The organism is Stutzerimonas stutzeri, assembly GCF_051028275.1.
Classification (GTDB): domain Bacteria; phylum Pseudomonadota; class Gammaproteobacteria; order Pseudomonadales; family Pseudomonadaceae; genus Stutzerimonas; species Stutzerimonas stutzeri_AS.
Map to the genome: position 1 here is coordinate 2487943 of NZ_CP069269.1, position 26365 is coordinate 2514307.

Consider the following 26365-nt stretch of genomic DNA (forward strand, 5'->3'; position numbering starts at 1 on the left):
GCAACCTCCCGGCCATAGCTGTCGCAAGAGGCAACCGGAATGAAACGAACCGATGGTTTCGACGCTCGCCGTCTCCGCCCCAAACGACAGCGCAGCTGGGGCTCGCGGCTCGCTGCTGCGCTCGGTCTGGTCTTGATCGTCTCGGGGGTTCTTTTCAGTGTTGTTGGAGTGGCGTCGCTGTTTGACGGCCTTGAAGCTTTCGCCAGCCTGCGGCTCGATCGTCAAGCTGCAATGACGTTGCTGATTTTAGGCATGGTGCTGATGCTAGTTGGCACGCTGATTCGGCGCAGCGTGCATCGCCGGCTGCGCGAACCCAGCGGGCTGAGCATGTCGCCGCGGCTGAAAAAGAAGCGCTGAAGACTTCTCCAACCTCCTTCTGATGAGCAGTCCAGGCTGAGGCTTTGGGGTAAAATCGCGGGCAACTGCGGAGGCGCTATGCAAGACGACGATTTTTCCCTGTTCAAATCGGCCGTTCGCGGAGTCAAGCCGATTGAGCATGACCGAGCGGATACCGGCAAACCGAGGAGCAACAAGGCACAGCTGGCTACCCGGCGCGCCAATGCCTCGATTAATGACGGTGAGACTCGAATAGATGGGCTCTCAGATCAGTTTGTAATAGATGTGTCCGCTGAGGACGAATTGTACTGGGTGCGAGACGGCGTTCAGGACAGCCAGATGCGCAAGCTGAAAGCCGGCCAGATCCCTTTCGAGGGTAGCCTGGATCTGCATGGCCTCAGTGTCGAAAAAGCACGCGAGCTGCTCTGGGATTTTCTTGCTGAAGCCTGCAAATTCGAGATTCGCTGTACGCGCGTGACCCATGGAAAAGCCGCGCGGAAAGACGGTAAGCGGCCGATGATCAAGAGCCATGTCAACACATGGCTACGCCAGCACCCCCAGGTGCTGGGTTTCACGTCTTGCGTGCCAAGACACGGCGGTACTGGTGCCGTGTATGTGATGCTCAAGCGGACCATGCTCGAAGGCCGCGATGAATAATGGGGTGCTTCTCATCCAAACCTCTAGCGAAACGCTTGCTGCTTGCAGCTGAGCCATCGACCCCCTAACCTTCGCATTCGCGCTTTATATTGCAAGCCTGCAGGTAGTCTCATGTCACTGGAAACACATTACACCGCGATCCTTGGCCAACTGGGCGAGGACGTTAACCGCGAGGGCCTGCTCGACACGCCCAAGCGCGCAGCAAAAGCCATGCAGTACCTGTGTAAGGGTTACCAGCAGACGCTCGAGGAAGTCACAAACGGCGCACTGTTCAGCTCCAGTAATAGCGAGATGGTGCTGGTCAAGAACATAGAGCTCTATTCGCTTTGTGAGCATCACATGCTGCCCTTCATCGGTAAGGCACATGTCGCCTACCTGCCCAACGGTAAGGTGCTTGGCCTCTCGAAAGTTGCGCGCATCGTCGAGATGTACGCACGGCGACTGCAGATTCAGGAGAATCTTACTCGCGAGATCGCCGAAGCCATCAATCAGGTTACGGGCGCCTGGGGTGTAGCTGTCGTCATCGAAGCCCAGCACATGTGCATGATGATGCGGGGTGTCGAAAAGCAGAACTCGTCTATGGTTACCTCTGTAATGCTTGGACAGTTCCGTGAGAACGCTGCGACTCGCAGCGAGTTTCTCGGCTTGGTCAAGTGATCGCCTGAGGAGTGGCTGCAAAAGCCTCTCCTTCCACGGCAACTCCCCTTATTGATCCTGATACATAGCAACATGTCGGGGGTGGGCCTCCACCCTCATGAGCCAGGCCTGAATCGCTGGGTAATCGGCTAAACTGAAGCCACCCTCCTCTGCTACATGAGTGTAGGCGTACAGCGCGACATCAGCGATTGTATAGCGATCTCCCACCAGGTACTGGGTGCGGTCCAATTGCTGCTCCATCACATCGAGTGCTCGATAGCCGTCCAACAGTTTGGCGGCGTACTCATCCAATCGATCACTAGGCATTCCTAGATAGAGCTTGATGAAGCGCGCAACGGCGACGAACGGCTCGTGACTGTACTGCTCGAAGAATTGCCACTGCAAAACTTGAGTACGTAAACGGGCATCTGCCGGCAGGTAATCGCTTCCCTCTGCAAGGAAGTTCAGGATGGCATTCGACTCCCACAGGCAGGCACCGTCATCAAGCTCTAAGACCGGGATCTTGCCGTTGGGATTCTTCTGCAGAAACGCCTCCTCTCGGCTTTCACCGCGAAGAATATCCACCGGAATCCATTGGTAGTCATGACCCAACAAGTGCAGCATGAGCTTCACCTAGTAGCAGTTGCCGGATCGGTGATCGCCATAAACCTTGTAGCTCATAATCCCTCCTGGGACAGATGCCGTTTCGTACTAGGCCGCGTTGCTCAATAACGCTTCACGGATCACGCCAGCCAGTCGGCTGACACCTTCACGTAGGCGGGCTGGCGCAACATGACTGAAGTTCAGCCGCAAATATCCAGGGTTTTGCTCCGGATCGACAAAAAACGGCTCCCCCGGCATGAACACGACGTCGCGAGCCAGAGCACAATCGAGCAGCGTCCGGGTATCAATGGGTCTCTTCAGTTGCAACCAGAAAAACAGCCCACCCTGAGGCAGCTGCCAATCCGCCAGATCAGCGAAATGCTCGGTGAGAGCCGCCTGCATTGCATCGCGACGCAGTCGGTAAAAATTACGCAACTCATCTAGGTGGGAGCGGTACTGGTCACTGCCAAGCCACTGCAGCGCCTGCCACTGACCGACACGATTGGTATGGAGATCGGCCGATTGCTTTAGCCGAAGCAGGTATGGAAACAGGTCTGGTGTCGCTATCAAATAGCCGACACGAAGCCCCGGCAGCAGCGTTTTGGAGACCGTTCCCGTATAGATCCAGCTCGCGCTTCGCAGGCGGCTGACGATAGGCAGCGCACGCTCTTCATCGAATACCAGCTCACGATAGGGTTCGTCTTCAATCAGCGTGACCTCGAACTCATCGAGCAGCGCAGCCACAGCCGCACGCTTTTCTTCGCTGTAGCGAACCGCAGACGGATTTTGAAAGGTTGGAATAAGGTAGGCAAACGCCGGCTTATGCCGCTCCAGGCGCTGGCGAAGCGCTGACAGTGAAGGCCCGTCCGCCTCTTGCTCGACAGCAAGGCAATCGGCGCCGAACAGCTGAAATGCCTGAAGAGCGGCTAGGTAAGTTGGCGCTTCAAGCAAAACCTCAGTCCCTTTATCTATGAACAACTTGGATGCGAGATCCAGGGTCTGCTGGGAGCCGCTTACGATCAGCACCTGACTCGCTGAGCACGGCACACCGAGGGATCGCGCTTCGGCCGCGATCGCCTCACGCAACGCAGGCTCTCCTTCGCTCATACCGTATTGACCCAGGCTAACCGGCATCGGCGCCCAGTCGACTTTCGGCAGCATCGACTCAGCCGGTAGCCCGCCAGCGAACGACATCACCTCGGGACGCTGTGCTGCGGCGAGAATTTCACGGATCAATGAGCTTTTTAGTCGGTCAACGCGTTCGGAAAAGGCCATGGAGGCACCAGATGCAAGGCTAGATAAAATAAGTCAAACTACTTGACCGAAATTAATACTGACAGACAGATACGTCAATATGCCTGACCTAAATAAAAGCACCGTTCAACGTCAGATCATGGAGCGCTTTTTTCTGGGATACCAAGCCTTCACGGCCAAGCCAGACGAAATGCTTGCCCGACGCGGACTGTCTCGGGTACATCACCGCATCCTCTTTTTCATAGCCAGCTACCCCGACCTCAGCGTTAAAGAGCTGCTCGGTTATCTAGGCGTCAGCAAGCAAGCTCTGAATACGCCCTTGCGACAACTCATCGAAATGCATCTCGTAGAAAGCAGGACAGCCGACGACGATAAGCGAAAGCGTTTGCTGTGCTTTACTGCCGATGGCGCCAAACTGGAGCAGGCGCTACGGCGCGAACAGGTGCGCCTGCTCGAGCGCGCATTCCAACAAGCAGGAGAGGAAGCGGTAAGTGGATGGATGGCCGTGAATCAGGCTTTGGCGACAGGCACACCACGCTTCTGAACGCGGGTAGGCGGTAGGCGGTAGGCACAGGCTGCCAACAGAGTCCGAACGCTATCTGGATTGACGGCTATCAATAGGCTTGAAGCGTTTTTCGGCCGGAACGCAGACACAAAAAAGGGCGACCGAAGTCGCCCTTTTTAATGGATTGCAGAACTTAGTTCTGGTTTTCCATCTGTGCACGGATCAGATCACCGATGGTGGTCGGACCGGCAGTCGGTTCTACGTCCTGCTTGGTACGCAGTTCCTTCATCGCGTCCTTCTCGTCTTCAACATCTTTCGACTTGATGGACAAGCTGATGACGCGGCTCTTGCGGTCGATGCTGATGATCTTGGCTTCGACTTCTTCGCCTTCTTTCAGGACGTTGCGCGCGTCTTCAACGCGGTCACGGCTGATTTCGGAGGCCTTCAGCGTAGCTTCGATATCGTTACCCAGGTCGATGATGGCGCCTTTGGCGTCAACTTCTTTCACGGTACCGCGAACGATGCTGCCCTTGTCATTGACGGCTGCGTAGTTGGAGAACGGATCGTCTTCCAGCTGTTTGATGCCCAGGGAGATGCGCTCACGCTCCGGATCAACCGACAGGATGACGGTGTCCAGCTCATCGCCTTTCTTGAAGCGACGTACGGCTTCTTCGCCAGCTTCGTTCCAGGAGATGTCGGACAGATGAACCAGACCGTCGATGCCGCCGTCCAGACCAATGAAGATACCGAAATCGGTGATCGACTTGATGGTGCCGGAGATGCGGTCGCCCTTGTTGAACTGGCCAGAGAAGTCTTCCCATGGGTTCGACTTGCACTGCTTGATACCCAGGGAGATACGACGACGCTCTTCGTCGATGTCCAGAACCATAACTTCCACTTCGTCGCCGACCTGTACAACCTTCGACGGGTGGATGTTCTTGTTGGTCCAATCCATTTCGGAAACGTGTACCAGACCCTCGACACCCTCTTCCAGCTCAGCGAAGCAGCCGTAATCGGTGAGGTTGGTGACACGGGCCACAACACGAGTGTTCTCTGGGTAACGAGCCTTGATAGCAACCCATGGGTCTTCACCCAGCTGCTTCAGACCCAGGGATACGCGGTTACGCTCGCGATCGAATTTCAGCACCTTGACATCGATCTCGTCGCCAACGTTGACGATTTCCGACGGATGCTTGATGCGCTTCCAGGCCATGTCGGTGATGTGCAGCAGGCCGTCCACGCCGCCCAGGTCGACGAACGCGCCGTAGTCGGTGAGGTTCTTGACGATACCCTTGACCTGCTGGCCTTCCTGCAGCGATTCCAGCAGCGCTTCGCGCTCAGCACTGTTCTCGGCTTCCAGAACGCTACGACGGGAAACAACAACGTTGTTGCGCTTCTGGTCGAGCTTGATGACCTTGAACTCGAGTTCCTTGCCTTCCAGGTGAGTGGTATCACGCACTGGACGGACATCAACCAGGGAACCTGGCAGGAACGCACGGATGCCGTTAACGTCGACAGTGAAGCCGCCCTTAACCTTACCGTTGATAACGCCCTTGACCACTTCCTCAGCTGCGAAAGCCGCTTCCAGAACAATCCAGCACTCGGCACGCTTGGCTTTTTCGCGGGACAGCTTGGTTTCACCGAAGCCATCTTCAACCGCGTCCAGCGCAACGTGAACTTCGTCACCCACGCTGATGGTCAGCTCGCCCTGCTCGTTGTAGAACTGCTCGACCGGGATGACGCCCTCGGACTTCAGACCGGCATGAACAGTGACCCAGTCACCATCGATGTCGACCACGATGCCGGTGATGATTGCACCCGGCTGCATGTCGAGGGTTTTTAGGCTTTCTTCAAAAAGTTCTGCAAAGCTTTCGCTCATGTTTATTCCTGCTGTTTTCGGGCGAGGATCCGCCCAATCTCCACATCCCAGATAGAAGTGGGTTCATTCATATAAAAAAAGGCCTGCGGGACTAGATCTGGTCTCCCACATGCCTCCTTGTTAACGGCCCTCGAAATCGAGAGACCGTCCGGCCGCCTCTCGGCGGTCACTCTTCAGACGAAATCGCGCTTAGCAACTTCGCTTAGAATCTGTCCTAGTACCTGCTCGATCGATAAATCGGTGGAGTCCAGCCGTACCGCATCGTCAGCGGGCTTCAGCGGAGCCACTTCACGCTGGGTGTCGCGCTCGTCGCGCGCCCGTATCTCATCGAGAAGACTCGCGAGATTAACATCATCGCCTTTGCCATTCAACTGGAGGTAACGCCGGCGGGCACGTTCTTCAGCGCTTGCAGTGAGGTAAATCTTCAACGGCGCGTCGGGAAATACCACCGTACCCATATCTCTCCCGTCTGCTACGAGCCCCGGCGGCTCACGAAAAGCTTTCTGACGCTGCAGCAACGCCTCACGCACGACCGGTAGCGCAGCGACCTGTGAGGCGCCGGCCCCAACGTGCTCGTTGCGGATCGCCTGGGTTACATCTTCACCTTCAAGAATGATCTGCATTCCGTCGCCACCCTTGGCCGCGCCAAACTGCACATCCAAATGAGCCGCCAACAGCTTGAGCGCCTCCTCGTTGGTTAGGTCCACGCCATGATTTCGGGCTGCAAACGCAAGCAAACGGTAAAGCGCGCCGGAATCCAGAAAGTTCCAGCCAAGTTTGGCAGCCAGCAGCGCTGCAACCGTACCCTTTCCGGAACCGCTCGGACCATCAATGGTGATGACCGGGACCTGCCTGTTCATGAATTATCCTCCACGCCTACCCGCATGCCAGCCCGTTCGGCCAGCGCCAGGAAGTTGGGAAACGAAGTCGCCACATTGGCGCAATCATGGATACGAATCGGCGCACTGGCCCTCAGCGCGGCCACACTGAAGGACATGGCGATACGGTGATCGCCATGCGCCCATACCTCTCCGCCGCCAAAGGCGCCGCCGCCTTCGATGATAATCCCATCCGGCGTCGGCGTAGCATCCACACCCAACGCGCGCAGACCGTCGGCCATCACCTGGATCCGATCGGACTCCTTGACTCGCAACTCCTCAGCGCCACGCAGTGTGGTCCGTCCTTGCGCACAGGACGCGGCCACAAAAAGAACCGGGAACTCATCGATGGCCAACGGAACGAGATCTTCAGGGATATCGACCCCCTTCAACTGCGCGGCACGCACTCGGATATCGGCAACCGGCTCACCACCCACCTCACGCAGATTGCTCAACTCGATGTTGGCGCCCATCAGCTGGAGGATGTCGATGACGCCGGTACGGGTGGGATTGACCCCCACATGCTCAAGCGTGATATCGGAGCCGGGTGCGATGCTGGCCGCGACCATGAAGAAAGCCGAAGACGAGATATCAGCTGGCACTTCAATCTGAGCCGAGCGCAGCTTGTGGCCGGATTCCACCGTAGCGGTGCTGCCTTTGACGTGCACCGGATAGCCGAAGCCTTGCAACATCCGCTCGGTATGGTCTCGGGTAGGCGCGGGCTCGGTAACCGATGTTTTTTCTGCAGCGTACAGCCCAGCCAGGAGCAGGCAGGATTTCACCTGGGCACTGGCCATCGGCATGTCGTAGTGCATACCGGAAAGCTTCTGACCGCCACGAATGGTCAAAGGTGGGCGCCCTTCAGCGGCCGTTTCGATTACCGCACCCATTTCACGCAAGGGCTTGGCGACGCGGTTCATGGGTCGTTTGGTCAGCGAGGCATCGCCGGTAAGGGTCGTATCGAACGGCTGCGCCGCCAGAAGGCCAGACAACAAACGCATCGAGGTACCCGAGTTACCGAGATAGATCGGACCTGGTGGCGGCTTCAAACCATGCAGACCTACACCATGAACCGTAACGCGCCCCTGGTTGGGCCCCTCGATGACTACACCCATGTCGCGGAAGGCCTGGATGGTTGCAAGGGCGTCCTCACCCTCGAGAAAGCCTTCAACCTCGGTAGTCCCTTCTGCAAGCGAACCGAGCATGATCGAGCGATGGGAAATGGATTTGTCGCCTGGCACGCGAATCTGGCCGCTGAGGCTGCCACCAGGATTGGCGAGGAAGATCAGATCTTTGGAATGCATAACGTCCACATAGGCTCTGCGAGCCAGTATTTTGCTGAAATGTTCGCGGGCTGCTTTGGCGCGAGTAAACACGCCCAGCAAGGTATGCCCGTCTCCTTCATCGACCGCCGCGCGTATGGCGTCGAGGTCGGCACGAAAATCATCGAGTGTATGCAGCACCGCCTTGCGATTGGCGAGAAAAATGTCGTGCCACATCACAGGGTCGCTGCCCGCAATGCGGGTGAAGTCGCGGAACCCGCCGGCGGCGTAACGAAAAATCTCGAGATTTTCGTTGCGTTTAGCCAACGAATCCACCAGACCAAACGCCAACAGATGCGGTAGATGACTGGTGGCTGCCAATACTTCGTCGTGATGCTGAACGTCCATGTGTTCGACGTCGGCACCCAACGCACGCCACAGCATGTCGACCAGCGCAAGCGCTGCTGGGTCGGTATCTGGCAAAGGTGTGAGGATCACCTTGTGCCGCCGAAAAAGCGTGCTTTGGGCAGCCGTGACGCCACTCTGTTCCGAACCGGCTATCGGATGCCCCGGCACGAAACGAGGGGGGACTCGCCCAAACTGCTCGCGGGCGCAGCGCACAACGTTACCCTTCGCGCTGCCGACATCCGTGAGCACTGACGCACCGAGATCGAGCCGTGCAAGCTCGCTCAGCAAACGCTCCATCGCCAGGATTGGGACAGCCAGCTGAATAACGTCTGCACCCTGACAGGCTTCCGCGAGACTGCTCGCACACCGATCGACCACGCCGAGGTCTACGGCGAGTTCTCGGGATCGCTGGTCCAGATCGAACCCGACCACTTCAGCGCAATGACCGCTTTCGCGGAGGCCCTTGGCAAACGAGCCGCCAATCAGGCCCAGGCCGATAACGGCCAGGCGAGGACGTCTCGTCATGCCGGGCAACAGATCATTGTTTGCGCTCAACGCCCGAGCGCCTTGCGAAGGACATCGAGAAACCTTGAATTTTCGGCCTCGGTGCCAATGGATACCCGCAGAAAGGTGGGCATGCCATAGCCAGCCACGGGTCGCACGATCACACCCTCGCGCAGCAGCGCCTGATTGATCGGTGCCGCATCACGGTGGAAATCGACTGCTATGAAGTTACCTCTGGAAGGTATCCACTCAAGCCCCAACTGCTCGAAGCCGGCCTCGAGCTGTGCCATGCCAGCAGTATTGATGGCCCGGCTTTTGGCCAGGTAGTCGACATCATCCAGGGCGGCACAAGCCGCGGCCAGCGCCAGGCTGTTTACGTTGAATGGCTGGCGGACACGGTTGAGAACATCTGCAATCGGCGCCGAACAAATCGCATAGCCGACCCGCAGCGCCGCCAACCCATAGGCTTTGGAAAACGTTCTGGAAACCAGCAGGTTCGGGTGCGCGCTCAGGAAAGACAGGCCATCCGGCAGCTCACCGTTAGCGGCATACTCGATATAGGCTTCGTCGAGGACCACCAGTACATGATCGGGCACGGCACCCAAAAACCTCTCCAGAGCATCGGCTCCAAACCAGGTCCCGGTGGGATTGTTGGGATTTGCAATGAAGACGACCCGGGTATTTTCATCGATGGCAGCCTGCATCGCGTCCAGGTCATGCCCCCATTGCTTGGCAGGCACTTCCTTTGCCTGGGCGCCGACCGCCTGGGTGGCAATGGGATAGACGGCAAAGGCATGTTCGCTGAAAACCGCATTGAGGCCCGGCGCGAGATAGGCACGTGCGACCAGTTCCAGGATATCGTTGGAGCCATTACCAAGCGTAACTTGGTCGATGCTGACGCCGCATCGCTCCGCCAGCTTCTGTTTCAGCACGAAGCCGTTGCCATCAGGATAACGGGTAAGTTCATCGAGCTGCGCCTTCAGGGCATCGACAACTTTCGGGCTGGGACCCAGCGGGTTCTCATTACTGGCAAGCTTGACGATTGTGGCGGGGTCGAGATCAAGCTCTCTAGCCAGCTCATCAACTGGCTTGCCCGGCACGTAGGGCGACAGCTTTTGCACGCCTGGCTGAGCCAGGGCAAGGAAATCACACGACATAATTCAGCTCCGCTGGACTGAAAGCGTGGAGCGTGGGCTTGAGAGCAACGGTGTTGCGTCGACTCACAGCTTCGGACTTCTGGCTTCCAGCCGCTTTATTAGAGAACCGCTTTCGGATAAGACCCCAGCACCTTCAGCGCTACCGCTTCGTGTCCGATTTTTTCCAAGACATCCTTGATAAGAGGATCCTGGTGATGGCCGATGCAGTCGATGAAGAATACGTACGTCCACTTGCCACTGCGTGATGGGCGCGTTTCGATACGGGTGAGATCGATACCGTTGGAATGAAATGGCATCAGCAGATCGTGCAGCGCGCCCGGCTTGTTGCGCATGGAAACGATGATCGAGGTCTTGTCGTCGCCAGTAGGCGGCACTTCCTGACTGCCAATGATGAGGAATCGCGTTGAATTATCCGGGCGATCCTCGATTTTTTCGGCGAGTTTGGTCAAGCTGTAGAGCTGAGCCGCCATGTCTCCGGCGATCGCCGCGGAATTCCACTCGCTCTTGACCCGCTTCGCAGCGTCGGCATTGCTGGATACCGCAACGCGCTCGACGTTGGGGTAATGCGCATCGAGCCACTTGCGGCACTGCGCCAGCGATTGAGCATGCGAATAGATGCGCGTGATGCGATCGGTCTTGGTCGTTTCACCCACCAGCAAGTGATGGTGAATGCGCAACTCGACTTCACCACAGATAACGATGTCATGCTCGAGAAAACTGTCGAGGGTGTGGTTGACCGCGCCTTCGGTAGAGTTCTCCACCGGCACCACCCCGAAATTGACCGCGCCAGCAACCACCTCGCGAAAGACTTCGTCGATCGCTGCCATGGGCTTGCTGATAACGGCCTGGCCAAAATGCTTGAGCGCCGCGGCTTGGGAGAAAGTGCCTTCTGGCCCCAGGTAGGCAACGCGCAGCGGCTGCTCCAGCGCCAGGCAAGACGACATGATCTCGCGGAACAGACGTGCCATCTCTTCGTTGTCGAGCGGCCCTTTGTTCAGTTCCATGATGTGCTTGAGCACCCAGGCTTCGCGCTCGGGGCGGTAAAACACCGCCTCCTCGCCTTCAGCCAAAGACGCCGTCTTGACCCGTGCAACGTCCTGAGCGCAACGAGCCCGCTCACTGATCAGCTCGAGAATCCTCTCGTCGAGACTGTCGATGCGTAAACGCAGCGCCTTCAGCCGGTCGACATCGCTCATCAGCCGTGCTCCTTCTCGAATTCGCGCATATAGGCAACCAGGGCCTCGACCGCATCCAGACCGACCGCGTTATAGATGGAAGCACGCATACCGCCCACCGACCGGTGGCCCTTGAGGTTGAGCAGGCCACGCGCATCTGCACCGGCCAGGAAGACCTTATCCAGTTTCTCATCGGCGAGCCTGAACGGGACATTCATCCAGGACCGGGCATTGGTTGCGATCGGGTTTGAATAAAAGTCACTGGAATCGATAACGCCGTAGAGAAGGTCCTTCTTCGCACGGTTGCGTTGCTCCATAGCCTCGACACCACCCTGCTCCTTCAGCCATTCGAACACCAGACCCGAGAGGTACCACGAGAAGGTCGCAGGCGTGTTGTACATGGAGCCGTTATCAGCTGCGATCTGGTAATTGAGCATGGTCGGGCAACTGGATCGCGCGCGACCAAGAAGGTCCTCGCGGACAATCACCACGACCAGACCTGACGGGCCGATGTTCTTCTGCGCACCGGCGTAGATCAGGCCGAAACGGGAAACGTCCAACTGGCGCGAGAGAATATCCGAGGACATATCCACCACCAGCGGTGTATCGCCAACATCAGGAACCCAGTCGAACTGCAGCCCGCCAATGGTTTCGTTGCTTGCGTAGTGCAGGTACGAGGCGTTGGGGCTCAGCGTCCACTCGTTCTGGCCCGGAAGAGCGAGATAGTCATAGGGTTTGGCACTGGCTGCGACATTGATATGACCGAAGCGCCTGGCTTCTTCAATGCTCTTACGTGACCAGATGCCAGTATCTATGTAATCAGCTACGCCATCTTCTGGCAGCAAATTCAGCGGAATCTCTGCAAATTGCTGGCTTGCACCACCTTGCAGAAAGAGCACCTTGTAATTCGAGGGAATACTCAGCAGATCGCGCAGGTCCTGCTCAGCTTTTTCCGCGATGGCCGTGTACTCGTCGCTGCGATGGCTCATTTCCATCACTGACAAACCACGGCCTCGCCAGTCGAGAAGCTCTGCCTGGGCACGCTGCAGTACGGCTTCAGGAAGCGCGGCCGGGCCTGCACAGAAATTAAAGGCGCGTTTGCTCATCTTTCGTTCTCTCAAAAACGGTCGATACCTTGCTCGCTCCGCCCATAGCCTTTGCCATGATGCAGTGCTTGCCTTGCTTCGCTCGAAACGGGAAAGCCTACAACGAAACGGCGGCTAAGCTTTCAAGCTCGCCGCCGCCATGACTAGTCGTCGTCGGTTGGTACAACATCTGGCGGAACATCTCCGCCGCCACCCAGCAACTCATCCTCACTTGGCTCGGTGCTGACGACAGGCATTTCCTTGTCCAGCGCCTCGCCGTCGAGAACGGCCTCGATATCTTCAAGGACGTCCTCTTCGGATGGCTCCTGAACCCTTTCCAGACCGACCAGATGCTCGTTCTTGCCCAGCTTGATCAAGGTCACACCCTGGGTATTTCGACCCAGCGAGGAGACTTCATCTACACGAGTACGTACCAAGGTGCCCTGATCGGAAATCAGCATGATTTCCTCACCGGACTGCACCTGAACAGCACCAACCAAAGGCCCGTTGCGCTCATTGGACACCATGGCAATGACACCCTGACCGCCACGACCGCGACGCGGGAATTCAGCCAGTACGGTGCGCTTGCCGTAGCCGTTGAGGCTGGCGGTAAGAATCTGGGCATTCGGCTCGGGAATCAGCATCGAAATCAATCGCTGGCCCTCAGGAAGGCGCATGCCGCGCACGCCGCGAGCAGTACGGCCCATCGTGCGGACGTGCTTTTCCTTGAACCGAATAACCTTGCCGCCATCGGAGAACAGCATCACTTCACGGGCACCGTCGGTAACGGCGGCTGCGATAAGGGTGTCGCCCTCTTCCAGGCTGAGCGCGATCAGACCCACACTACGCGGGCGGCAGAACTGCGAGAGCGGCGTCTTCTTCACGGTGCCCTTGGCAGTCGCCATGAAGATGTAGGTGCCCGTAGGCTCATCTACCGACTCGTCGGTCTCGTCACCCTCAATGGATTCTTCGATTTCGTCGCTCTCGCTGATGATTTCGGCGTCTTCGATATCATCATCGCCGTTCAGCTGCTGCTGACGTGCCGCCTCGATATCGACCTGCAACATCGCGGTGATGTGCTCACCTTCGGAAAGCGGTAATAGATTGACCAGCGGTCGCCCGCGCGAGGTACGCGACGCCTCGGGGATCTCATAGGTCTTGAGCCAGTACACTTTGCCCTTGCTGGAGAACAGCAAAAGTGTGGTGTGGCTGTTGGCGACCAGCAAGTGCTCGACGTAGTCCTCTTCTTTCACCCCGGTGGCAGCCTTGCCACGCCCACCACGGCGCTGCGCCTGGTAGGCAGCAAGCGGTTGTGACTTGGCGTAGCCGCCATGTGAAATGGTGACGACACGTTCTTCTTCGGTGATCAGGTCAGCCAGGGTCAGGTCCAGGCGCGCCTCGAGAATTTCGGTGCGGCGCGCGTCGCCGAAGTCACGCTTGACGCCTTCGAGCTCCTCGCGGATGACCTCCATCAGGCGCACCGGATTCGTCAGAATGCGGATCAACTCGCCGATCTGGGTCAGAATTTCCTGATATTCGCTGAGCAGCTTTTCGTGCTCGAGACCAGTCAGGCGATGCAGGCGCAGGTCGAGAATGGCCTGGGCCTGTTCCGGTGAGAGGTAGTATTTGCCATCGCGCAAACCGTATTGAGGATCGAGACCTTCTGGACGGCAGGAATCGGCACCGGCGCGCTCGACCATCGACTCGACAGCGCTGGACTCCCAGGCCTCGGCAATCAATGCTTCTTTGGCTTCAGCCGGGGTTGGCGACGCCTTGATCAGGGCGATAACCGGGTCAATGTTGGACAACGCGACCGCTTGACCTTCAAGGATATGCCCACGCTCACGCGCCTTGCGCAGCTCATAGACGGTCCGCCGGGTCACTACTTCGCGGCGATGGCGAACGAAAGCCTCAAGTAGCTCTTTGAGATTGAGCGTACGTGGCTGGCCGTCTATGAGCGCTACCACGTTGATGCCGAACACGCTTTGCAGCTGGGTTTGGGCATAGAGGTTGTTGAGAACGACCTCCGGCACTTCACCACGACGCAGTTCAATAACCACGCGCATGCCGTCCTTGTCGGATTCGTCGCGTAGTTCAGTGATGCCTTCGAGCTTCTTTTCCTTGACCAGCTCGGCGATCTTTTCGATCAGGCGTGCCTTGTTCAACTGATAAGGCAACTCGGTGATGACGATCTGCTGACGGCCACCGACCTTGTCAATGTCTTCGATGATCGAGCGGGCGCGCATGTAAATACGCCCGCGACCCGTGCGGTAGGCTTCAATGATACCGGCGCGGCCGTTGATGATGCCCGCGGTGGGGAAGTCCGGCCCAGGGATGAACTGCATGAGTTCATCGACCGTGATATCGGCGTTCTCGATCAGCGCCAGGCAACCGTCGATGACCTCACCCAGGTTGTGCGGGGGGATGTTGGTCGCCATGCCGACGGCAATACCGCTGGAACCGTTGACCAGCAGGTTCGGAATCTTGGTCGGCATGACCGCCGGAATCTGCTCGGTGCCATCGTAGTTGGGCACCCAGTCGACGGTTTCCTTGTCCAGGTCCGCCAGCAGTTCGTGCGCCAGCTTGGCCATCCGCACTTCGGTGTATCGCATGGCCGCAGCGTTATCGCCGTCCACCGAACCGAAGTTGCCCTGGCCGTCAACCAGCATGTAGCGCAGCGAGAAGGGCTGCGCCATCCGCACGATGGTGTCGTAGACAGCCGAGTCGCCGTGAGGATGGTATTTACCGATTACGTCACCGACCACACGGGCGGATTTCTTGTACGGCTTGTTCCAGTCATTACCCAGCTCGCTCATGGCGTAAAGCACACGGCGATGCACAGGCTTCAATCCGTCGCGCGCATCCGGCAGCGCACGACCTACGATTACGCTCATTGCGTAATCGAGATAGGACTGCTTGAGTTCGTCTTCGATATTGACCGGGAGGATTTCTTTGGCCAGTTCGCCCATGGAAGCCTGGTTCCTTTTAGTCAGCAGGGTCCTGCGATTAAGCGCGGAATGGTATCACAGCTGGCAAGCCGGAGGCTTCAGGAAGCGCATCCGCCATAAGCTTCGGCCTGACTGATCAATGAAGTCGTTTTCGGCTCATCAGTGTCGCGAGCTTGGCTGCATTAGGCCGCTCCACGATGCCTTTTTCGGTGATGATGGCATCGATCAGGTCAGCGGGCGTCACATCGAACACTGGATTGAATGCCTCGACATCAGCCGAGAACCGGTGGCCGCTCACTTCAAGCAGTTCATGAGCAGCGCGTTCTTCGATGACGATGTCATCGCCCGTCTCCACTTGCATGTCTATCGAGGAACTGGGCGCGACCACCATGAACCGCACGCCATGATGCATGGCCAAGACGGAAAGCTGATAGGTACCGATCGTGCTGGCTACGTCACCGTTGGCGGCGATCTGATCGGCCCCAACGATTACCCAGGTGATCCCTCTCGTCTTCATCAGGTGCGCCGCCGCCGAGTCGGTATTGACCATGACCGGCACCCCCTCCCCAGCCAGCTCCCAAGCGGTCAGCCTGGAGCCCTGCAACCAAGGACGGGTTTCATCGACATAGACACATTCGACCAGCCCTTCGAGGTGCGCCGCGCGAATCACGCCGAGCGCAGTGCCGAATCCTCCGGTAGCCAATGCACCGGTATTGCAATGAGTGAGGACGTTTTGAGAGTTACCTTGATGCTTGCGAATCAGATCGACACCTAATTGCGCCATGGTCAGATTGGCTTCACGATCGCTGGCGTGAATCGAAGCAGCCTGCGCCTCAGCGGCGGTCAGCGGATCCTCGCCAGGCTTGAGACGAGCGAGCCGCTCACGCATCTGGTTCAACGCCCAGTGCAGATTGACAGCGGTGGGGCGCGCCTCAGCCAGCGCTGCGAAATCGGACTCGAGGGCCTCACGCCAGTCGCCGCCTTCCGCAAGACGGGCCCTGAGGCCGATTACGACACCGTAGGCGGCACTGATACCAACGGCCGGCGCACCGCGCACAATCAGTTCACGGATGGCCATGGATACGGCCGCAACGGATTCGCAGGTGTACCAGTGCTCATTTTGCGGCAGCTTGCGCTGGTCGAGCAGGTGAAGCTGCCCGCCCTCCCATTCGATGGCCTTTACCTTCTCCGTGGCCAACAAACGTTCGCGCATGGCATGACTCTCCTGGTTGGCTGCGGCCTGGCTGACGAGCGCTCGAGGCGCCATCAGGGCCGAAAAACAAAGAAGCCCGGTCGTTTCGAGGCCGGGCTTCTTCGCTTCAAAAGATCGGGACGGCGAACCGATTTCTCGCCTGCACCGTGTACCCGGTCGCGAATCCTAATCCACTGATTTTACTAGCACAAGCAGAGGCGGATGGTCATCGAAGTCCAGAAAACCGAGCTCAGCTATAGCAGCACGGACACTACAAACCATAGACTGATTACAAACACTAAGTATTCGCATTAACATGCGCATCTATTCCCCTCAGGACCGATTAGCATGAGTAGTCATCCTTCCTTGCGCCTGTTGTTTGAAGCGGTACGCACCGCCACGCTCGCCATTCCTGCAGTCTCGCTCAGTACAGCTGTTTTCGCGCAAGCTCTGGAAGAAAAAACCGGAGCGGACACTGCAGCTTATGAGCTTCCCGCCCAAAGTGTCGTGGCGAGCGAGGCCGAGCGCGGCGACGGGCCGGTCGATGGCTACGTTGCGACACGGACGCAAACTGGCACGAAGACCGACACCCCAATTTTGCAAATCCCCCAGTCGATCAGCGTGATTACAGCAGACCGCATGCGTGACCAGGGTGCTCTGACGCTACAGGATGCCTTGCGCTATACCGCTGGCGTGCGCGGCGAGGCTTACGGACTCGATAGCCGCGGCGACTTCGCTCTCATACGCGGTGCATCGCCGGTCCTGTTCCTGGACGGCTTACAACAGAGCTTCGGCAGCTACACAAACGTACGCACGGATCCCTTTACGCTGGAAAGAATTGAAGTACTCAAGGGACCGTCATCGATGCTCTATGGGCAAAGCCCGGTCGGCGGCCTGGTCAATCAGGTCAGCAAACGGCCTCGCGAAGCCCAGAAAACTCATCTGCAGCTTCAATACGGCAATAACGACCACAAGCAAATCGCAGTGGATACCACCGGCCCACTCACAGAGGACGGCAGCCTGCTCTATCGCGTCGTCACCATCGCTGGGGAGAGTGGCAGCCAGGGCAATTACGTCGATAGCGAGCGACTGGTTCTGATGCCTTCGATCACTTGGCGACCCACCGATAGCATCGAGTGGACGCTATTGGCGAACGTCCAACGCGACGATAGCGTCCCCAGCTCCATGTTTCTGCCCCACCGCGGAACTGTTCTGGATGCGCCCTATGGCCGGTTCGACACTGACCTGTTCGTTGGTGAACCTGACTATGACGAATACGACACCGAACAGCTCGCCCTGACCTCACAACTTAGCTGGCGCCTGGATGATGTCTGGACGCTACGGCAGAACCTGCGCTACCAGGAAAGCGAAGTCAGTTATCAGCAGATCTACGGTAGCTTCAGGCCCCTTGAACTCAATGCTGATGATCGCACCTTGAATCGCATTTACTACGGTGCCAAGACCGAGGTCGATGCCTGGGTTGCCGACCACAATGCCCAAGCATTATTCGATACGGGCCCGATCCAACATACCCTACTGATTGGCAGTGATTATCAGCACGCGGATTCTCGCCAGAAGCGCGCAGGTGGCGCAGCGACTCCGCTCGATCTCTACGCCCCGGTCTACGGCACCTTCGACCCTTCAATTGTGACCTACTCCGACATGCCGGATCAGACCATCGCCCAACAGGGCCTCTATGTTCAAGACCAGCTCAAGTACGAGCGTTGGTTATTGACTTTGGGCTTGCGCAAGGACTGGGCAGACAACCGCACCGAAGGCGGCACACGGCAAAAGGATGACGCGGTTACCGGACGCGTCGGGCTCACCTACCTGTTCGACAACGGCGTAGCGCCATACCTCAGCTACAGCGAGTCATTCCTGCCTACTATCGGCTTGGATGTAGACCGCCAATCCTTCAAACCCAGGGAAGGCGAACAATGGGAGCTGGGGATCAAATATCAGCCGGCGGATAGCCAAAGCCTTTATACCGCCGCCATGTTCGATCTACGCGAACTGAATCGGCAGATGCCCGACCCGATTCGCCCTAACAACACCGTGCAAACAGGCGAGGTTCGTATACGCGGCCTTGAGCTCGAAGCGCTGACGGCCATCACCCCGATGTGGGATCTGATCGCCACCTACACCCACCTCGACACCGAAATCACCGAAGGTTCGCCAGCCGAAGAAGGAGCCCGCATCGCGTCGATACCCGAGCACATGGCATCACTGTGGTCGCAGCATCGCTTCTCGCTGTTCGGCGTTTCTGGCTTCGAGGCGGGTGTCGGTGCGCGCTACGTTGGCGCAAGTTGGGACGGACGCGACACTCTGAAAACTCCTTCGACTACCCTATTCGATGCCATGCTCGGCTATCGCTATCAGGACTGGGCTTTCAGGCTCAACGCTACCAATCTGGAAGACGAAACCTATTACACCACCTGCCTGGCACGTGGCGACTGCTTCGTCGGCAATCGTCGTACTGTCGTCGGCACCGTCAGTTACAGCTTCTGATGAAGGGTCTTCAATGAACGCAACCTTAACGCGGCGATGGCTGGATCTAGCCGGACGCATCACGGCTGCACTGTTCGGGGGTTATGCGCTGGCATTCGGCGTTACTGCCTTCCTATCCGTTTACTTGCCGTTGGGGCGCGCGGATCGAGTGGTCACGGCAAGCCTGCTCTGTTTTGCCGTCTGGGTGGCTGCTGCCATCTATACCTTTGCGGCCCGCAGCGCCTTGCGGGCCTGGCTTTGGCTGGGAGCGTTGACGGTACTGTTGTGCCTGGCCGCTTATCTGCCTGTTGAATGGAGGACCCGACCGTGACCTTACGTCAATCGATGGCAGGGCTGCATACCTGGGGCGGACTCCTGCCCAGCTGGTTGCTATTTGTCATTCTGTTTGCCGGCACGCTGGCCTGTTTCGACAAGGAAATCGAGCGCTGGATGCGCCCGGCGTTGCACGTGCCTGCAACCAGCAATATCAGTGCTGACAACGTCCGGCAGTGGTTGGATGCCAATGTTGAAGGCCCTCTACATGCCTACTGGCTGCACGGCCCCACCGAACGCGAACCTTACTGGAGGCTGGGTTGGGAAAAAGACGGTACGGGCGAACGAGGCCGAGCTGCGTTCGACCCCTCAACTGGCAAGCCAATGCCGGAAACGCTGGGCGGCGAGTTCTTCTTCACCCTGCACTACAACCTGCAGGCAGGTACGATCGGCATGTATATCGTCGGTCTCGCAGGCATGTTCATGTTGGTCGCGCTGGTGTCCGGAATCATCGTTCACAGGCGCATCTTCAAGGACTTCTTTACCCTGCGGCCACAGGCCAACGGCCAACGTGCCTGGCTTGATGCCCACAACCTGTTCGGTGTGATCGGCCTGCCCTTCCATTTGGTCTTGGCCTATACCGGGGTCGCCATTTTCGTGGCCACCTATATGCCGGCCGGCGCAATGGTGGCTTATGACGGAGATCCGCTGGCCTTTTTCGAGGAGGTTCAGGGCGGCTATCACCGCAACGAAATGGACAAGCCAGCAGGTGAGCAAACCTCCCTGGACGGTTTGATCAATGATGCTCGTCATCGCTGGGATGGCGGCGAACCGGGCTGGCTGATCGTCGAGCACCCCTTCGACGCCTCGGCAGTGGTCAGCATTCGTCGGCTTGATTCCTCACGCATCGCTTCACCCCAGGACACCCTCATTTTCGACGCAACCACTGGCGAATTGCTCCAGCAACAGCAGGCACCTACCAGTTACGAGGCCTATATGTGGATGGTCGGGTTGCACATGGCTCAATTCGGTGGGCAGATCGTTCGAGTGTTCTATGGCCTGATGGGACTGGCAGGCTGCGCCATGCTGGTTGCAGGTTCAGCGGTCTGGTTGCGCAAGCGTGAGGCTCGGCAGCTCAAAGGACTGACAGTGGTTCGAGCGCTTAACGGAGCGGTTTTTTTCGGGTTACCCATCGCGACGTTGACGCTGCTCTGGGCCAACCGTCTATTGCCGGACGCCCTGCCTGACCGGGCGGCAGCCGAAGGCTGGAGCTTCGCCTTGAGCTGGCTGGCAGTGGCGGCTTTCGCTTGCATCAGGCCCAGCCAACCCGCCCGCACCAGCCGTCAGTTGTTTGCTGTGCTGGCTATTCTCGCCCTTGGCCTGCCTGCGCTGAACGGCATCGTAGCGCCGCAGGGCAACCTTGTTGCGAGCCTGGCACGAGGTGACATGACACTCTTGGGCATTGACCTGGTATTGCTTGCAGTCGGGTTGGTGTGTGCCTGGCGGGCGGTTGCTCGCCCCGAGGCGCGACCGGCCCGTGACAGGCGCATGCAGGAGGTATCGCCATGACGCTATTCGCTTTTGCATTGGCTTACGTGGCCATGCTTGCGCTGTGCCTGGCTATGCCCCGCCATCATCGTCAATTGTTCGATCACGCACCGAGTTCCCTTCGGCAACGTGGGCTGCGCCTGCTGGCAGGTGGGGCATTGATCGCAATCGTCATGCTGGACGTGGCAGCGCTGGGTGTATCGATAGGCCTGGTGGTTTGTCTGGGCCAGTTGATGTGCGCTGGGCTGCTGGTAGGCCTGATGCTCGCCTGGCGTGAGCGCATGGCACTGCCTATGGGCGCCGCACTCAGTTTGGTGGGAGCACTCAACGCCCTGATGTAAACAGGGTTTCATAACCCCAAGCCGATGACGTTCATCACATCGACTTGACCCGCACTCAGGCAAAGCAGAATACTGTATCTATATACAGTATTCTGGATTTGCTGTTCATCATGTCCTCCGTTGTCTCCCTTGATCGATTGCTCGATGCACGCCGGCTATGGCGCGGCCAGCCCAGCGTCGTCTCGACGAGTAACCAGCCAACCGGACACCCCTTCCTCGACGCCGCATTGCCCGGCGGAGGGTGGCCGGACTCGGCTCTGAGTGAGCTGCTGATCGCCACCTCCGGTATCGGCGAATTACGGCTGGTCTGGCCCACCCTGGCGCGCCTGACCAGTGCCGGTGAACGAGTAGTGCTGATCGCCCCGCCTCACTTGCCCTTCCCTCATGCCTGGCTCGCTGCTGGCGTCGACCTGCGCCAACTCAGCATCGTTCAGGCGCAAGGACGTGACGTCTTGTGGGCTGCGGAACAATGCCTGCGTTCGGGCAGCTGTGGCGCCGTGCTGTGCTGGCCTCAGAAAGCGGATGATCGGGCATTACGTCGCCTGCAAGTGGCCGCAGAAACCGGGCAGACGCTGGCATTCGCCTATCGCTCTCTCCGCGAAGCGGTAAACCCATCACCCGCGGCACTGCGCTTGGCAGTCGAAGCTCAGCCGGCTCAAGTACGTGTACTCAAGTGCCGTGGCGGGCTGGCGCCCGTCCAGCCGATTTCAGCAGTTGGGTGGCAGTGAGTATGCTCTGGGCCTGCATCCTGCTGCCGCAACTGGCCATGGACGGGGTGTTGCGTAACCGCTCCGATGCCGAAGCGCCACTGGCATTGCTGAGCGGTACGCCGCAGCGCCGGGTACTCCAGGCTGTAAACCCGGCGGGGCGGGCACTCGGGCTGAAGCCTGGTCAAACATTGGTTGCAGCCCACGCGCTGACCCGAGAATTCGAGACTGCCGAGTATGACCAGGCCTCTATCGAGCGCTGGGAGCAGTTCCTCGCTGCCTGGGCCTACGGTTTCAGTTCACAGGTCAGCCTGCACTACCCGCGCTGTCTGCTCATGGAAGTACAGTCCAGTCTCGGACTGTTCGGTCCCTGGCCTCGTCTGGAGGCACGCTTGCGCACAGAGCTTAACGCGCTGGGCTTTCGTCACCGCATCACGCTGGCACCCAACCCTGCAGCCGCCCGCGTACTGGCCAACGTGCACGACGGATTGGCGGTAACAGACACCCGGACGCTGCATCAGGTACTGGCCGATACGCCAGTCGATCGCCTCGGCTTGCCCCGCGATGTCTCGAATGCATTGGGTCGAATGGGGTTACGGGTCTTCAATCAACTGCTGGCACTGCCTCGGGATGGTCTGGCGAAGCGGTTCCCGCCAGAGGCACTGAGACCCCTCGACACCCTGCTGGAACATCGCCCGCTGGGCATGAATTTCTATCGTCCGCCTGACCGTTTCGAAGCACGTATCGAGCTGAACTTCGAAGTCGAATCGCATCAGGCTTTATTATTCCCGCTACGCCGTCTGACTGCAGATCTCGCGGCATACCTGGCTGGCCGAGACAGTGGGGTTCAACGTTTCACCTTGCACCTTGAGCACCGCAGCCTGCCCGAAAGCCTGCTACCGGTCGGTTTGCTCGGTGCGGAGCGCGACCCGGCCATGCTGTTCGAGCTGACCCGGGGTCGCCTCGAGCACTTGCAACTGCCCGCACCGGTACTAGCAATACGACTGATTGCGCACCAGCTGCCAGCATTCGTCCCGGAGCATCGTGAACTCTTCGATGAACGACCGCAGCAGTCATTGCCGTGGGAGCAACTTCGCGAGCGATTGCGAGCTCGCTTGGGTGACGATGCCGTACAGGGGCTTGCTGCTCGCGCCGACCATCGCCCCGAATGTGCCTGGCGACCGCAGCATGCCACTCACCTCGAGCCGTCATTGAATACAGCACCTCGCCCCGGCTGGCTTCTGGACGAGTCGAAACCGCTCAACGAAACCTCGCTGCGCATTCTTTCTGGCCCCGAGCGTATTGAGTCGGGCTGGTGGGACGGAGGTGACGTTCGCCGCGACTACTACCTTGTGGAAACCCGCACGGGCCAACGCGGCTGGGCCTTCCGCTCAGTGACGGGAGGGCCGCTGATGCTGCACGGCTGGTTCGCATGATGTCCGCTTACGCCGAGCTGCACTGTCTCTCCAACTTCAGCTTTCAACGGGGCGCCTCCAGTGCCAAAGAACTGTTCGAACGCGCCTCACGCCAGGGCTATCGAGCCCTGGCAATTACTGATGAATGCACCCTGGCGGGCATCGTTCGTGCCTGGCAGGCATCCAAAGAAACAGGCCTGCCGTTGATAGTTGGCAGTGAGATGCAGATCGAGAACGGCCCTAAGCTGCTGATGCTGGTCGAGAACTTGCTCGGGTATCAGCGCTTGTGCCGCCTCATTACCTGTGCAAGACGTCGCGCCGAAAAAGGTCAATACCAGTTGCTGCCCGATGATCTGAGCGAGCCTTTGGATGGACTGTTGGGCATCTGGCTCACCCACAACCCAAATTCTGATGCCGAAGGTCACTGGCTGCGAGAGCGCTTTCCGGCACGTCTCTGGTTGGGTATCGAGCTGCATCGCGGGCCGGATGATGAATCGCACCGGCACCAATTGCAGGCGTTGGCCACTCGCGTTTGTATACCGGCAGTAGCCTGTGGGGATGTGCATATGCATGCCCGAGGTCGTCGCGCCCTGCAGGATTGCATGACCGCGATCCGCCATCACCTACCTGTGGCCGAGGCCGGACGCTATCTATTCCCCAACGGCGAACGTCACCTGCGCAGGCGCGCAGAACTGGCCCAACTGTATCCGCCCGAGTTGCTTGCCGAGACATTGCGTATCGCCGATCGCTGCCAATTCGACCTCAAAGAACTGAAATATCAGTATCCACATGAGCTGGTACCCAACGGCTACGATGCCAGCTCCTGGCTGCGCAAGCTGGTCGAAGACGGGATGAAATGGCGATGGCCGGGGGGCGTGACGGAAAAAGCCCGTGCATTGGTTGAGCATGAACTGCAGCTGATCACCGAGTTGCACTACGAAAGCTATTTTCTCACCGTTCACGACATAGTCCGTTTTGCCCGGGACCGCCACATCCTCTGCCAGGGTCGTGGTTCAGCAGCAAATTCGACGGTGTGTTTCGTACTGGGTATCACCGAACTCGACCCCTCGCATAGCCGGCTGCTGTTCGAGCGTTTCCTCTCACGCGAGCGCAACGAGCCGCCGGACATTGACGTGGACTTCGAGCATGAGCGTCGCGAGGAAGTGATTCAGTATGTGTTTCGTCGCTACGGCCGCAACCGCGCCGCACTGACTGCGGTGGCCAGCTCCTACCGCGCCACAGGCGCACTGCGTGACGTAGCCAAGGCACTTGGCCTGCCGCCGGATCAGGTCAATGCACTGGCCGACTGCTGTGGACGTTGGAGTGAGCATGTGCCCGACGACGCCCGGCTCAAGGAGGCCGGATTCGATCCAGACAGCCCTGTGCTGCGTCGGGCTCTGGTGCTCACTGGTGAATTGATTGGCTTTCCCCGTCACCTTTCACAGCACCCGGGGGGATTCGTCATTTCCGAGTATCCACTGGATACACTGGTGCCGGTGGAGAACGCCAGCATGGCCGATCGCACCGTGATCCAGTGGGACAAGGACGATCTCGATGTGGTCGGCCTGCTCAAGGTCGATGTACTGGCGCTCGGCATGCTCAGTGCGTTGCGCCGTTGCTTCGATCTTATTGCTCGCTATCGCGGCACGCAGTGGACCATTGCCACGCTGCCCAAGGAAGACCGGCCGACCTACGAGATGATCAGCCGCGCCGACACCATCGGCGTTTTTCAAATCGAATCGCGAGCACAAATGGCCATGCTGCCCCGGCTGCGACCAAGGACGTTCTACGACCTGGTCATTCAGGTCGCCATCGTGCGACCCGGGCCGATTCAGGGCGATATGGTTCATCCTTACCTGCGCCGGCGCAATAACGAAGAGCCGGTGGAGTATCCGTCAGAAGAGCTGAAACCGGTGTTCGAGCGCACCCTTGGCGTACCCCTGTTTCAAGAACAGGTGATGGAGCTGGCAATTGTCGCCGCCGAATACACCGCCGATGAAGCCGACAAGCTGCGCCGCGCCATGGCCGCCTGGAAGCGCCACGGCAGCCTCGAGCCGCACCGCGTGCGGCTGAGTGAGCGCATGCTTGCCCGTGGCTACACCCCGGAATTCATCGCGCGGATATTCGAACAGATCAAAGGATTCAGCAGTTACGGCTTCCCCGAATCCCATGCGGCCAGCTTCGCCCTGCTCACCTATGCCAGCTGCTGGCTCAAATGTCATGAGCCGGCCGCCTTCGCCTGCGCCTTGATCAACAGCTGGCCGATGGGCTTTTACAATCCCGATCAGATTCTCCAGGACGCCCGTCGTCACGGCCTTGAAATCCGTGCATTGGATGTTCGTTTCAGCGGCTGGGATTGCAGCCTCGAGCCGACCGACACCGAGCAACCAGCAATTCGTCTGGGGCTGCGCCTGGTGCGTGGCTTTCGTCAGGTGGATGCGAATCGCATCGAGGCAGCTCGGGAGCAGCAAGCCTTCGCCGGTATCGACGACCTGTGCATACGAGCCCGACTGGATGCTCGTGCGCGTGAACAGCTGGCCGACGCCGGGGCCCTGAAAGAACTTGTCGGACACCGACATCAGGCTCGTTGGGCCGTGGCCGGCTTCGAGCCCCAACTGCCCCTGTTCGCTCAGCAGGTCACGACCCAGGAGGCGCCGATCCCATTGCCGTTACCCTCGGTTGGGGAAGAGCTGATGACCGATTACGCCACCCTGGGCACCACGCTTGGCCCCCACCCGCTGGCATTGCTGCGTGATCAGCTACGAAACCGACGTTGCCGCAGTTCGCGAGAGTTGACGGAAGTGGAGCATGGTCGCCTGGTCAGCGTGGCCGGACTGGTCATTGGTCGCCAGCGCCCACAGACGGCCAGCGGGGTCATCTTCGTCACCCTGGAAGACGAGTTCGGCATGATCAACGTAGTGGTCTGGCACGACCTGGCAGAGCGGCAACGACGCGTGCTGATCCAATCGCAGATGCTTCGAATCGATGGACGTCTGGAATCGGCAAACGGCGTACGGCACGTTATCGCCGGGCGTCTCACCGATCTCACCCCAATGCTCACCGGCCTCGACGTGCGCAGCCGGGACTTTCAGTGATCAAACGCAGGCAACACGGA

The 26365-nt window shown here is 58.8% G+C and carries 21 protein-coding genes; 11 read left to right on the forward strand and 10 right to left on the reverse strand.

The features are described 5' to 3' along the window. The first annotated feature begins 39 nt into the window (after positions 1-39). The 3 genes from JQR87_RS11340 (at position 40) to folE (ending at position 1650) form a co-directional block, all read left to right on the forward strand. A complete protein-coding gene (locus JQR87_RS11340; protein ID WP_407297122.1) occupies positions 40-357 on the forward strand; it encodes a hypothetical protein in 318 nt (105 codons plus the stop codon). Between the two features lie 78 nt (positions 358-435). Continuing rightward, positions 436-993 (forward strand): Smr/MutS family protein, encoded by a 558-nt coding sequence (locus JQR87_RS11345; protein WP_407297120.1) that lies wholly within the window; start codon positions 436-438, stop codon positions 991-993. Positions 994-1104: 111 nt separating this feature from the next. Continuing rightward, positions 1105-1650 carry a GTP cyclohydrolase I FolE gene (gene folE / locus JQR87_RS11350; RefSeq protein WP_407297118.1) on the forward strand — a complete coding sequence of 182 codons (546 nt, stop codon included), beginning with the start codon at positions 1105-1107 and terminating at the stop codon, positions 1648-1650. A gap of 48 nt (positions 1651-1698) precedes the next feature. Here the strand turns inward: folE and JQR87_RS11355 are convergent, their stop codons facing one another. Both JQR87_RS11355 and JQR87_RS11360 read right to left on the reverse strand, forming a co-directional pair. Next, positions 1699-2253: a glutathione S-transferase family protein gene (locus JQR87_RS11355; protein ID WP_407297116.1), complete on the reverse strand. Its 555-nt coding sequence runs from the start codon at positions 2251-2253 to the stop codon at positions 1699-1701. Positions 2254-2340: 87 nt separating this feature from the next. Next, entirely contained in the window at positions 2341-3507 is a 1167-nt protein-coding gene (locus JQR87_RS11360; RefSeq protein ID WP_407297114.1) for a PLP-dependent aminotransferase family protein, read from the reverse strand. A gap of 79 nt (positions 3508-3586) precedes the next feature. On the opposite strand from JQR87_RS11360, the gene JQR87_RS11365 reads away from it, so the two are divergent. After that, positions 3587-4030 (forward strand): MarR family winged helix-turn-helix transcriptional regulator, encoded by a 444-nt coding sequence (locus JQR87_RS11365; protein WP_407297112.1) that lies wholly within the window; start codon positions 3587-3589, stop codon positions 4028-4030. Between the two features lie 154 nt (positions 4031-4184). Here the strand turns inward: JQR87_RS11365 and rpsA are convergent, their stop codons facing one another. The 8 genes from rpsA to mtnA all read right to left on the reverse strand — a co-directional run bounded on the left by rpsA (position 4185) and on the right by mtnA (position 16500). After that, entirely contained in the window at positions 4185-5870 is a 1686-nt protein-coding gene (gene rpsA / locus JQR87_RS11370) for a 30S ribosomal protein S1 (protein ID WP_083380720.1), read from the reverse strand. Between the two features lie 173 nt (positions 5871-6043). Further along, positions 6044-6730 (reverse strand): (d)CMP kinase, encoded by a 687-nt coding sequence (cmk, locus tag JQR87_RS11375; protein ID WP_407297110.1) that lies wholly within the window; start codon positions 6728-6730, stop codon positions 6044-6046. Then, positions 6727-8943 carry a bifunctional prephenate dehydrogenase/3-phosphoshikimate 1-carboxyvinyltransferase gene (locus tag JQR87_RS11380; protein WP_407297736.1) on the reverse strand — a complete coding sequence of 739 codons (2217 nt, stop codon included), beginning with the start codon at positions 8941-8943 and terminating at the stop codon, positions 6727-6729. Before JQR87_RS11380 ends, cmk begins: the two co-directional genes overlap by 4 nt. A 26-nt stretch (positions 8944-8969) precedes the next feature. Continuing rightward, complete coding sequence (gene hisC, locus JQR87_RS11385; protein WP_407297109.1) at positions 8970-10079, reverse strand: histidinol-phosphate transaminase; 1110 nt, start codon at positions 10077-10079, stop codon at positions 8970-8972. Positions 10080-10177: 98 nt separating this feature from the next. Beyond that, positions 10178-11275 carry a prephenate dehydratase gene (gene pheA / locus JQR87_RS11390; RefSeq protein ID WP_407297107.1) on the reverse strand — a complete coding sequence of 366 codons (1098 nt, stop codon included), beginning with the start codon at positions 11273-11275 and terminating at the stop codon, positions 10178-10180. Beyond that, positions 11275-12360, reverse strand: coding sequence for a 3-phosphoserine/phosphohydroxythreonine transaminase (gene serC / locus JQR87_RS11395; protein ID WP_407297105.1), 1086 nt, complete (start codon positions 12358-12360; stop codon positions 11275-11277). The genes pheA and serC overlap by 1 nt, the downstream gene beginning before the upstream one ends. A 143-nt stretch (positions 12361-12503) precedes the next feature. Then, positions 12504-15308 carry a DNA gyrase subunit A gene (gyrA, locus tag JQR87_RS11400; RefSeq protein WP_407297103.1) on the reverse strand — a complete coding sequence of 935 codons (2805 nt, stop codon included), beginning with the start codon at positions 15306-15308 and terminating at the stop codon, positions 12504-12506. Between the two features lie 115 nt (positions 15309-15423). Then, positions 15424-16500, reverse strand: coding sequence for an S-methyl-5-thioribose-1-phosphate isomerase (gene mtnA / locus JQR87_RS11405; RefSeq protein ID WP_407297101.1), 1077 nt, complete (start codon positions 16498-16500; stop codon positions 15424-15426). A 327-nt stretch (positions 16501-16827) separates the two neighbouring features. Here mtnA and JQR87_RS11410 point away from each other — a divergent pair, with 327 nt between their 5' ends. From JQR87_RS11410 to JQR87_RS11440, 7 genes are all read left to right on the forward strand, one after another. Next, positions 16828-18987, forward strand: coding sequence for a TonB-dependent siderophore receptor (locus tag JQR87_RS11410; protein WP_407297099.1), 2160 nt, complete (start codon positions 16828-16830; stop codon positions 18985-18987). Between the two features lie 13 nt (positions 18988-19000). Then, positions 19001-19297, forward strand: coding sequence for a DUF3649 domain-containing protein (locus JQR87_RS11415; RefSeq protein WP_407297097.1), 297 nt, complete (start codon positions 19001-19003; stop codon positions 19295-19297). After that, the gene (locus tag JQR87_RS11420) at positions 19294-20808 is read left to right on the forward strand and encodes a PepSY-associated TM helix domain-containing protein (RefSeq protein WP_407297096.1); all 1515 of its coding nucleotides are present in this window, start codon (positions 19294-19296) and stop codon (positions 20806-20808) included. Before JQR87_RS11415 ends, JQR87_RS11420 begins: the two co-directional genes overlap by 4 nt. Continuing rightward, a complete protein-coding gene (locus JQR87_RS11425) occupies positions 20805-21128 on the forward strand; it encodes a DUF3325 domain-containing protein (RefSeq protein ID WP_407297095.1) in 324 nt (107 codons plus the stop codon). Before JQR87_RS11420 ends, JQR87_RS11425 begins: the two co-directional genes overlap by 4 nt. Positions 21129-21238: 110 nt before the next feature. After that, a complete protein-coding gene (gene imuA / locus JQR87_RS11430; RefSeq protein WP_407297093.1) occupies positions 21239-21856 on the forward strand; it encodes a translesion DNA synthesis-associated protein ImuA in 618 nt (205 codons plus the stop codon). Between the two features lie 2 nt (positions 21857-21858). Next, positions 21859-23271, forward strand: coding sequence for a Y-family DNA polymerase (locus JQR87_RS11435; RefSeq protein WP_407297734.1), 1413 nt, complete (start codon positions 21859-21861; stop codon positions 23269-23271). Next, complete coding sequence (locus JQR87_RS11440) at positions 23268-26345, forward strand: error-prone DNA polymerase (RefSeq protein WP_407297091.1); 3078 nt, start codon at positions 23268-23270, stop codon at positions 26343-26345. The genes JQR87_RS11435 and JQR87_RS11440 overlap by 4 nt, the downstream gene beginning before the upstream one ends. Positions 26346-26365: the final 20 nt, after the last annotated feature.

What these genes read in the sequence shown, in the direction of transcription:
- JQR87_RS11340 (WP_407297122.1), top strand. Translation starts at nt 40, where the DNA reads ATGAAACGAACCGATGGTTTCGACGCTCGCCGTCTCCGCCCCAAACGA.
- JQR87_RS11345 (WP_407297120.1), top strand. Translation starts at nt 436, where the DNA reads ATGCAAGACGACGATTTTTCCCTGTTCAAATCGGCCGTTCGCGGAGTC.
- folE (WP_407297118.1), top strand. Translation starts at nt 1,105, where the DNA reads ATGTCACTGGAAACACATTACACCGCGATCCTTGGCCAACTGGGCGAG.
- JQR87_RS11355 (WP_407297116.1), bottom strand. Translation starts at nt 2,253, where the DNA reads ATGCTGCACTTGTTGGGTCATGACTACCAATGGATTCCGGTGGATATT.
- JQR87_RS11360 (WP_407297114.1), bottom strand. Translation starts at nt 3,507, where the DNA reads ATGGCCTTTTCCGAACGCGTTGACCGACTAAAAAGCTCATTGATCCGT.
- JQR87_RS11365 (WP_407297112.1), top strand. Translation starts at nt 3,587, where the DNA reads ATGCCTGACCTAAATAAAAGCACCGTTCAACGTCAGATCATGGAGCGC.
- rpsA (WP_083380720.1), bottom strand. Translation starts at nt 5,870, where the DNA reads ATGAGCGAAAGCTTTGCAGAACTTTTTGAAGAAAGCCTAAAAACCCTC.
- cmk (WP_407297110.1), bottom strand. Translation starts at nt 6,730, where the DNA reads ATGAACAGGCAGGTCCCGGTCATCACCATTGATGGTCCGAGCGGTTCC.
- JQR87_RS11380 (WP_407297736.1), bottom strand. Translation starts at nt 8,943, where the DNA reads ATGACGAGACGTCCTCGCCTGGCCGTTATCGGCCTGGGCCTGATTGGC.
- hisC (WP_407297109.1), bottom strand. Translation starts at nt 10,079, where the DNA reads ATGTCGTGTGATTTCCTTGCCCTGGCTCAGCCAGGCGTGCAAAAGCTG.
- pheA (WP_407297107.1), bottom strand. Translation starts at nt 11,275, where the DNA reads ATGAGCGATGTCGACCGGCTGAAGGCGCTGCGTTTACGCATCGACAGT.
- serC (WP_407297105.1), bottom strand. Translation starts at nt 12,360, where the DNA reads ATGAGCAAACGCGCCTTTAATTTCTGTGCAGGCCCGGCCGCGCTTCCT.
- gyrA (WP_407297103.1), bottom strand. Translation starts at nt 15,308, where the DNA reads ATGGGCGAACTGGCCAAAGAAATCCTCCCGGTCAATATCGAAGACGAA.
- mtnA (WP_407297101.1), bottom strand. Translation starts at nt 16,500, where the DNA reads ATGCGCGAACGTTTGTTGGCCACGGAGAAGGTAAAGGCCATCGAATGG.
- JQR87_RS11410 (WP_407297099.1), top strand. Translation starts at nt 16,828, where the DNA reads ATGAGTAGTCATCCTTCCTTGCGCCTGTTGTTTGAAGCGGTACGCACC.
- JQR87_RS11415 (WP_407297097.1), top strand. Translation starts at nt 19,001, where the DNA reads ATGAACGCAACCTTAACGCGGCGATGGCTGGATCTAGCCGGACGCATC.
- JQR87_RS11425 (WP_407297095.1), top strand. Translation starts at nt 20,805, where the DNA reads ATGACGCTATTCGCTTTTGCATTGGCTTACGTGGCCATGCTTGCGCTG.
- imuA (WP_407297093.1), top strand. Translation starts at nt 21,239, where the DNA reads ATGTCCTCCGTTGTCTCCCTTGATCGATTGCTCGATGCACGCCGGCTA.
- JQR87_RS11435 (WP_407297734.1), top strand. Translation starts at nt 21,859, where the DNA reads ATGCTCTGGGCCTGCATCCTGCTGCCGCAACTGGCCATGGACGGGGTG.
- JQR87_RS11440 (WP_407297091.1), top strand. Translation starts at nt 23,268, where the DNA reads ATGATGTCCGCTTACGCCGAGCTGCACTGTCTCTCCAACTTCAGCTTT.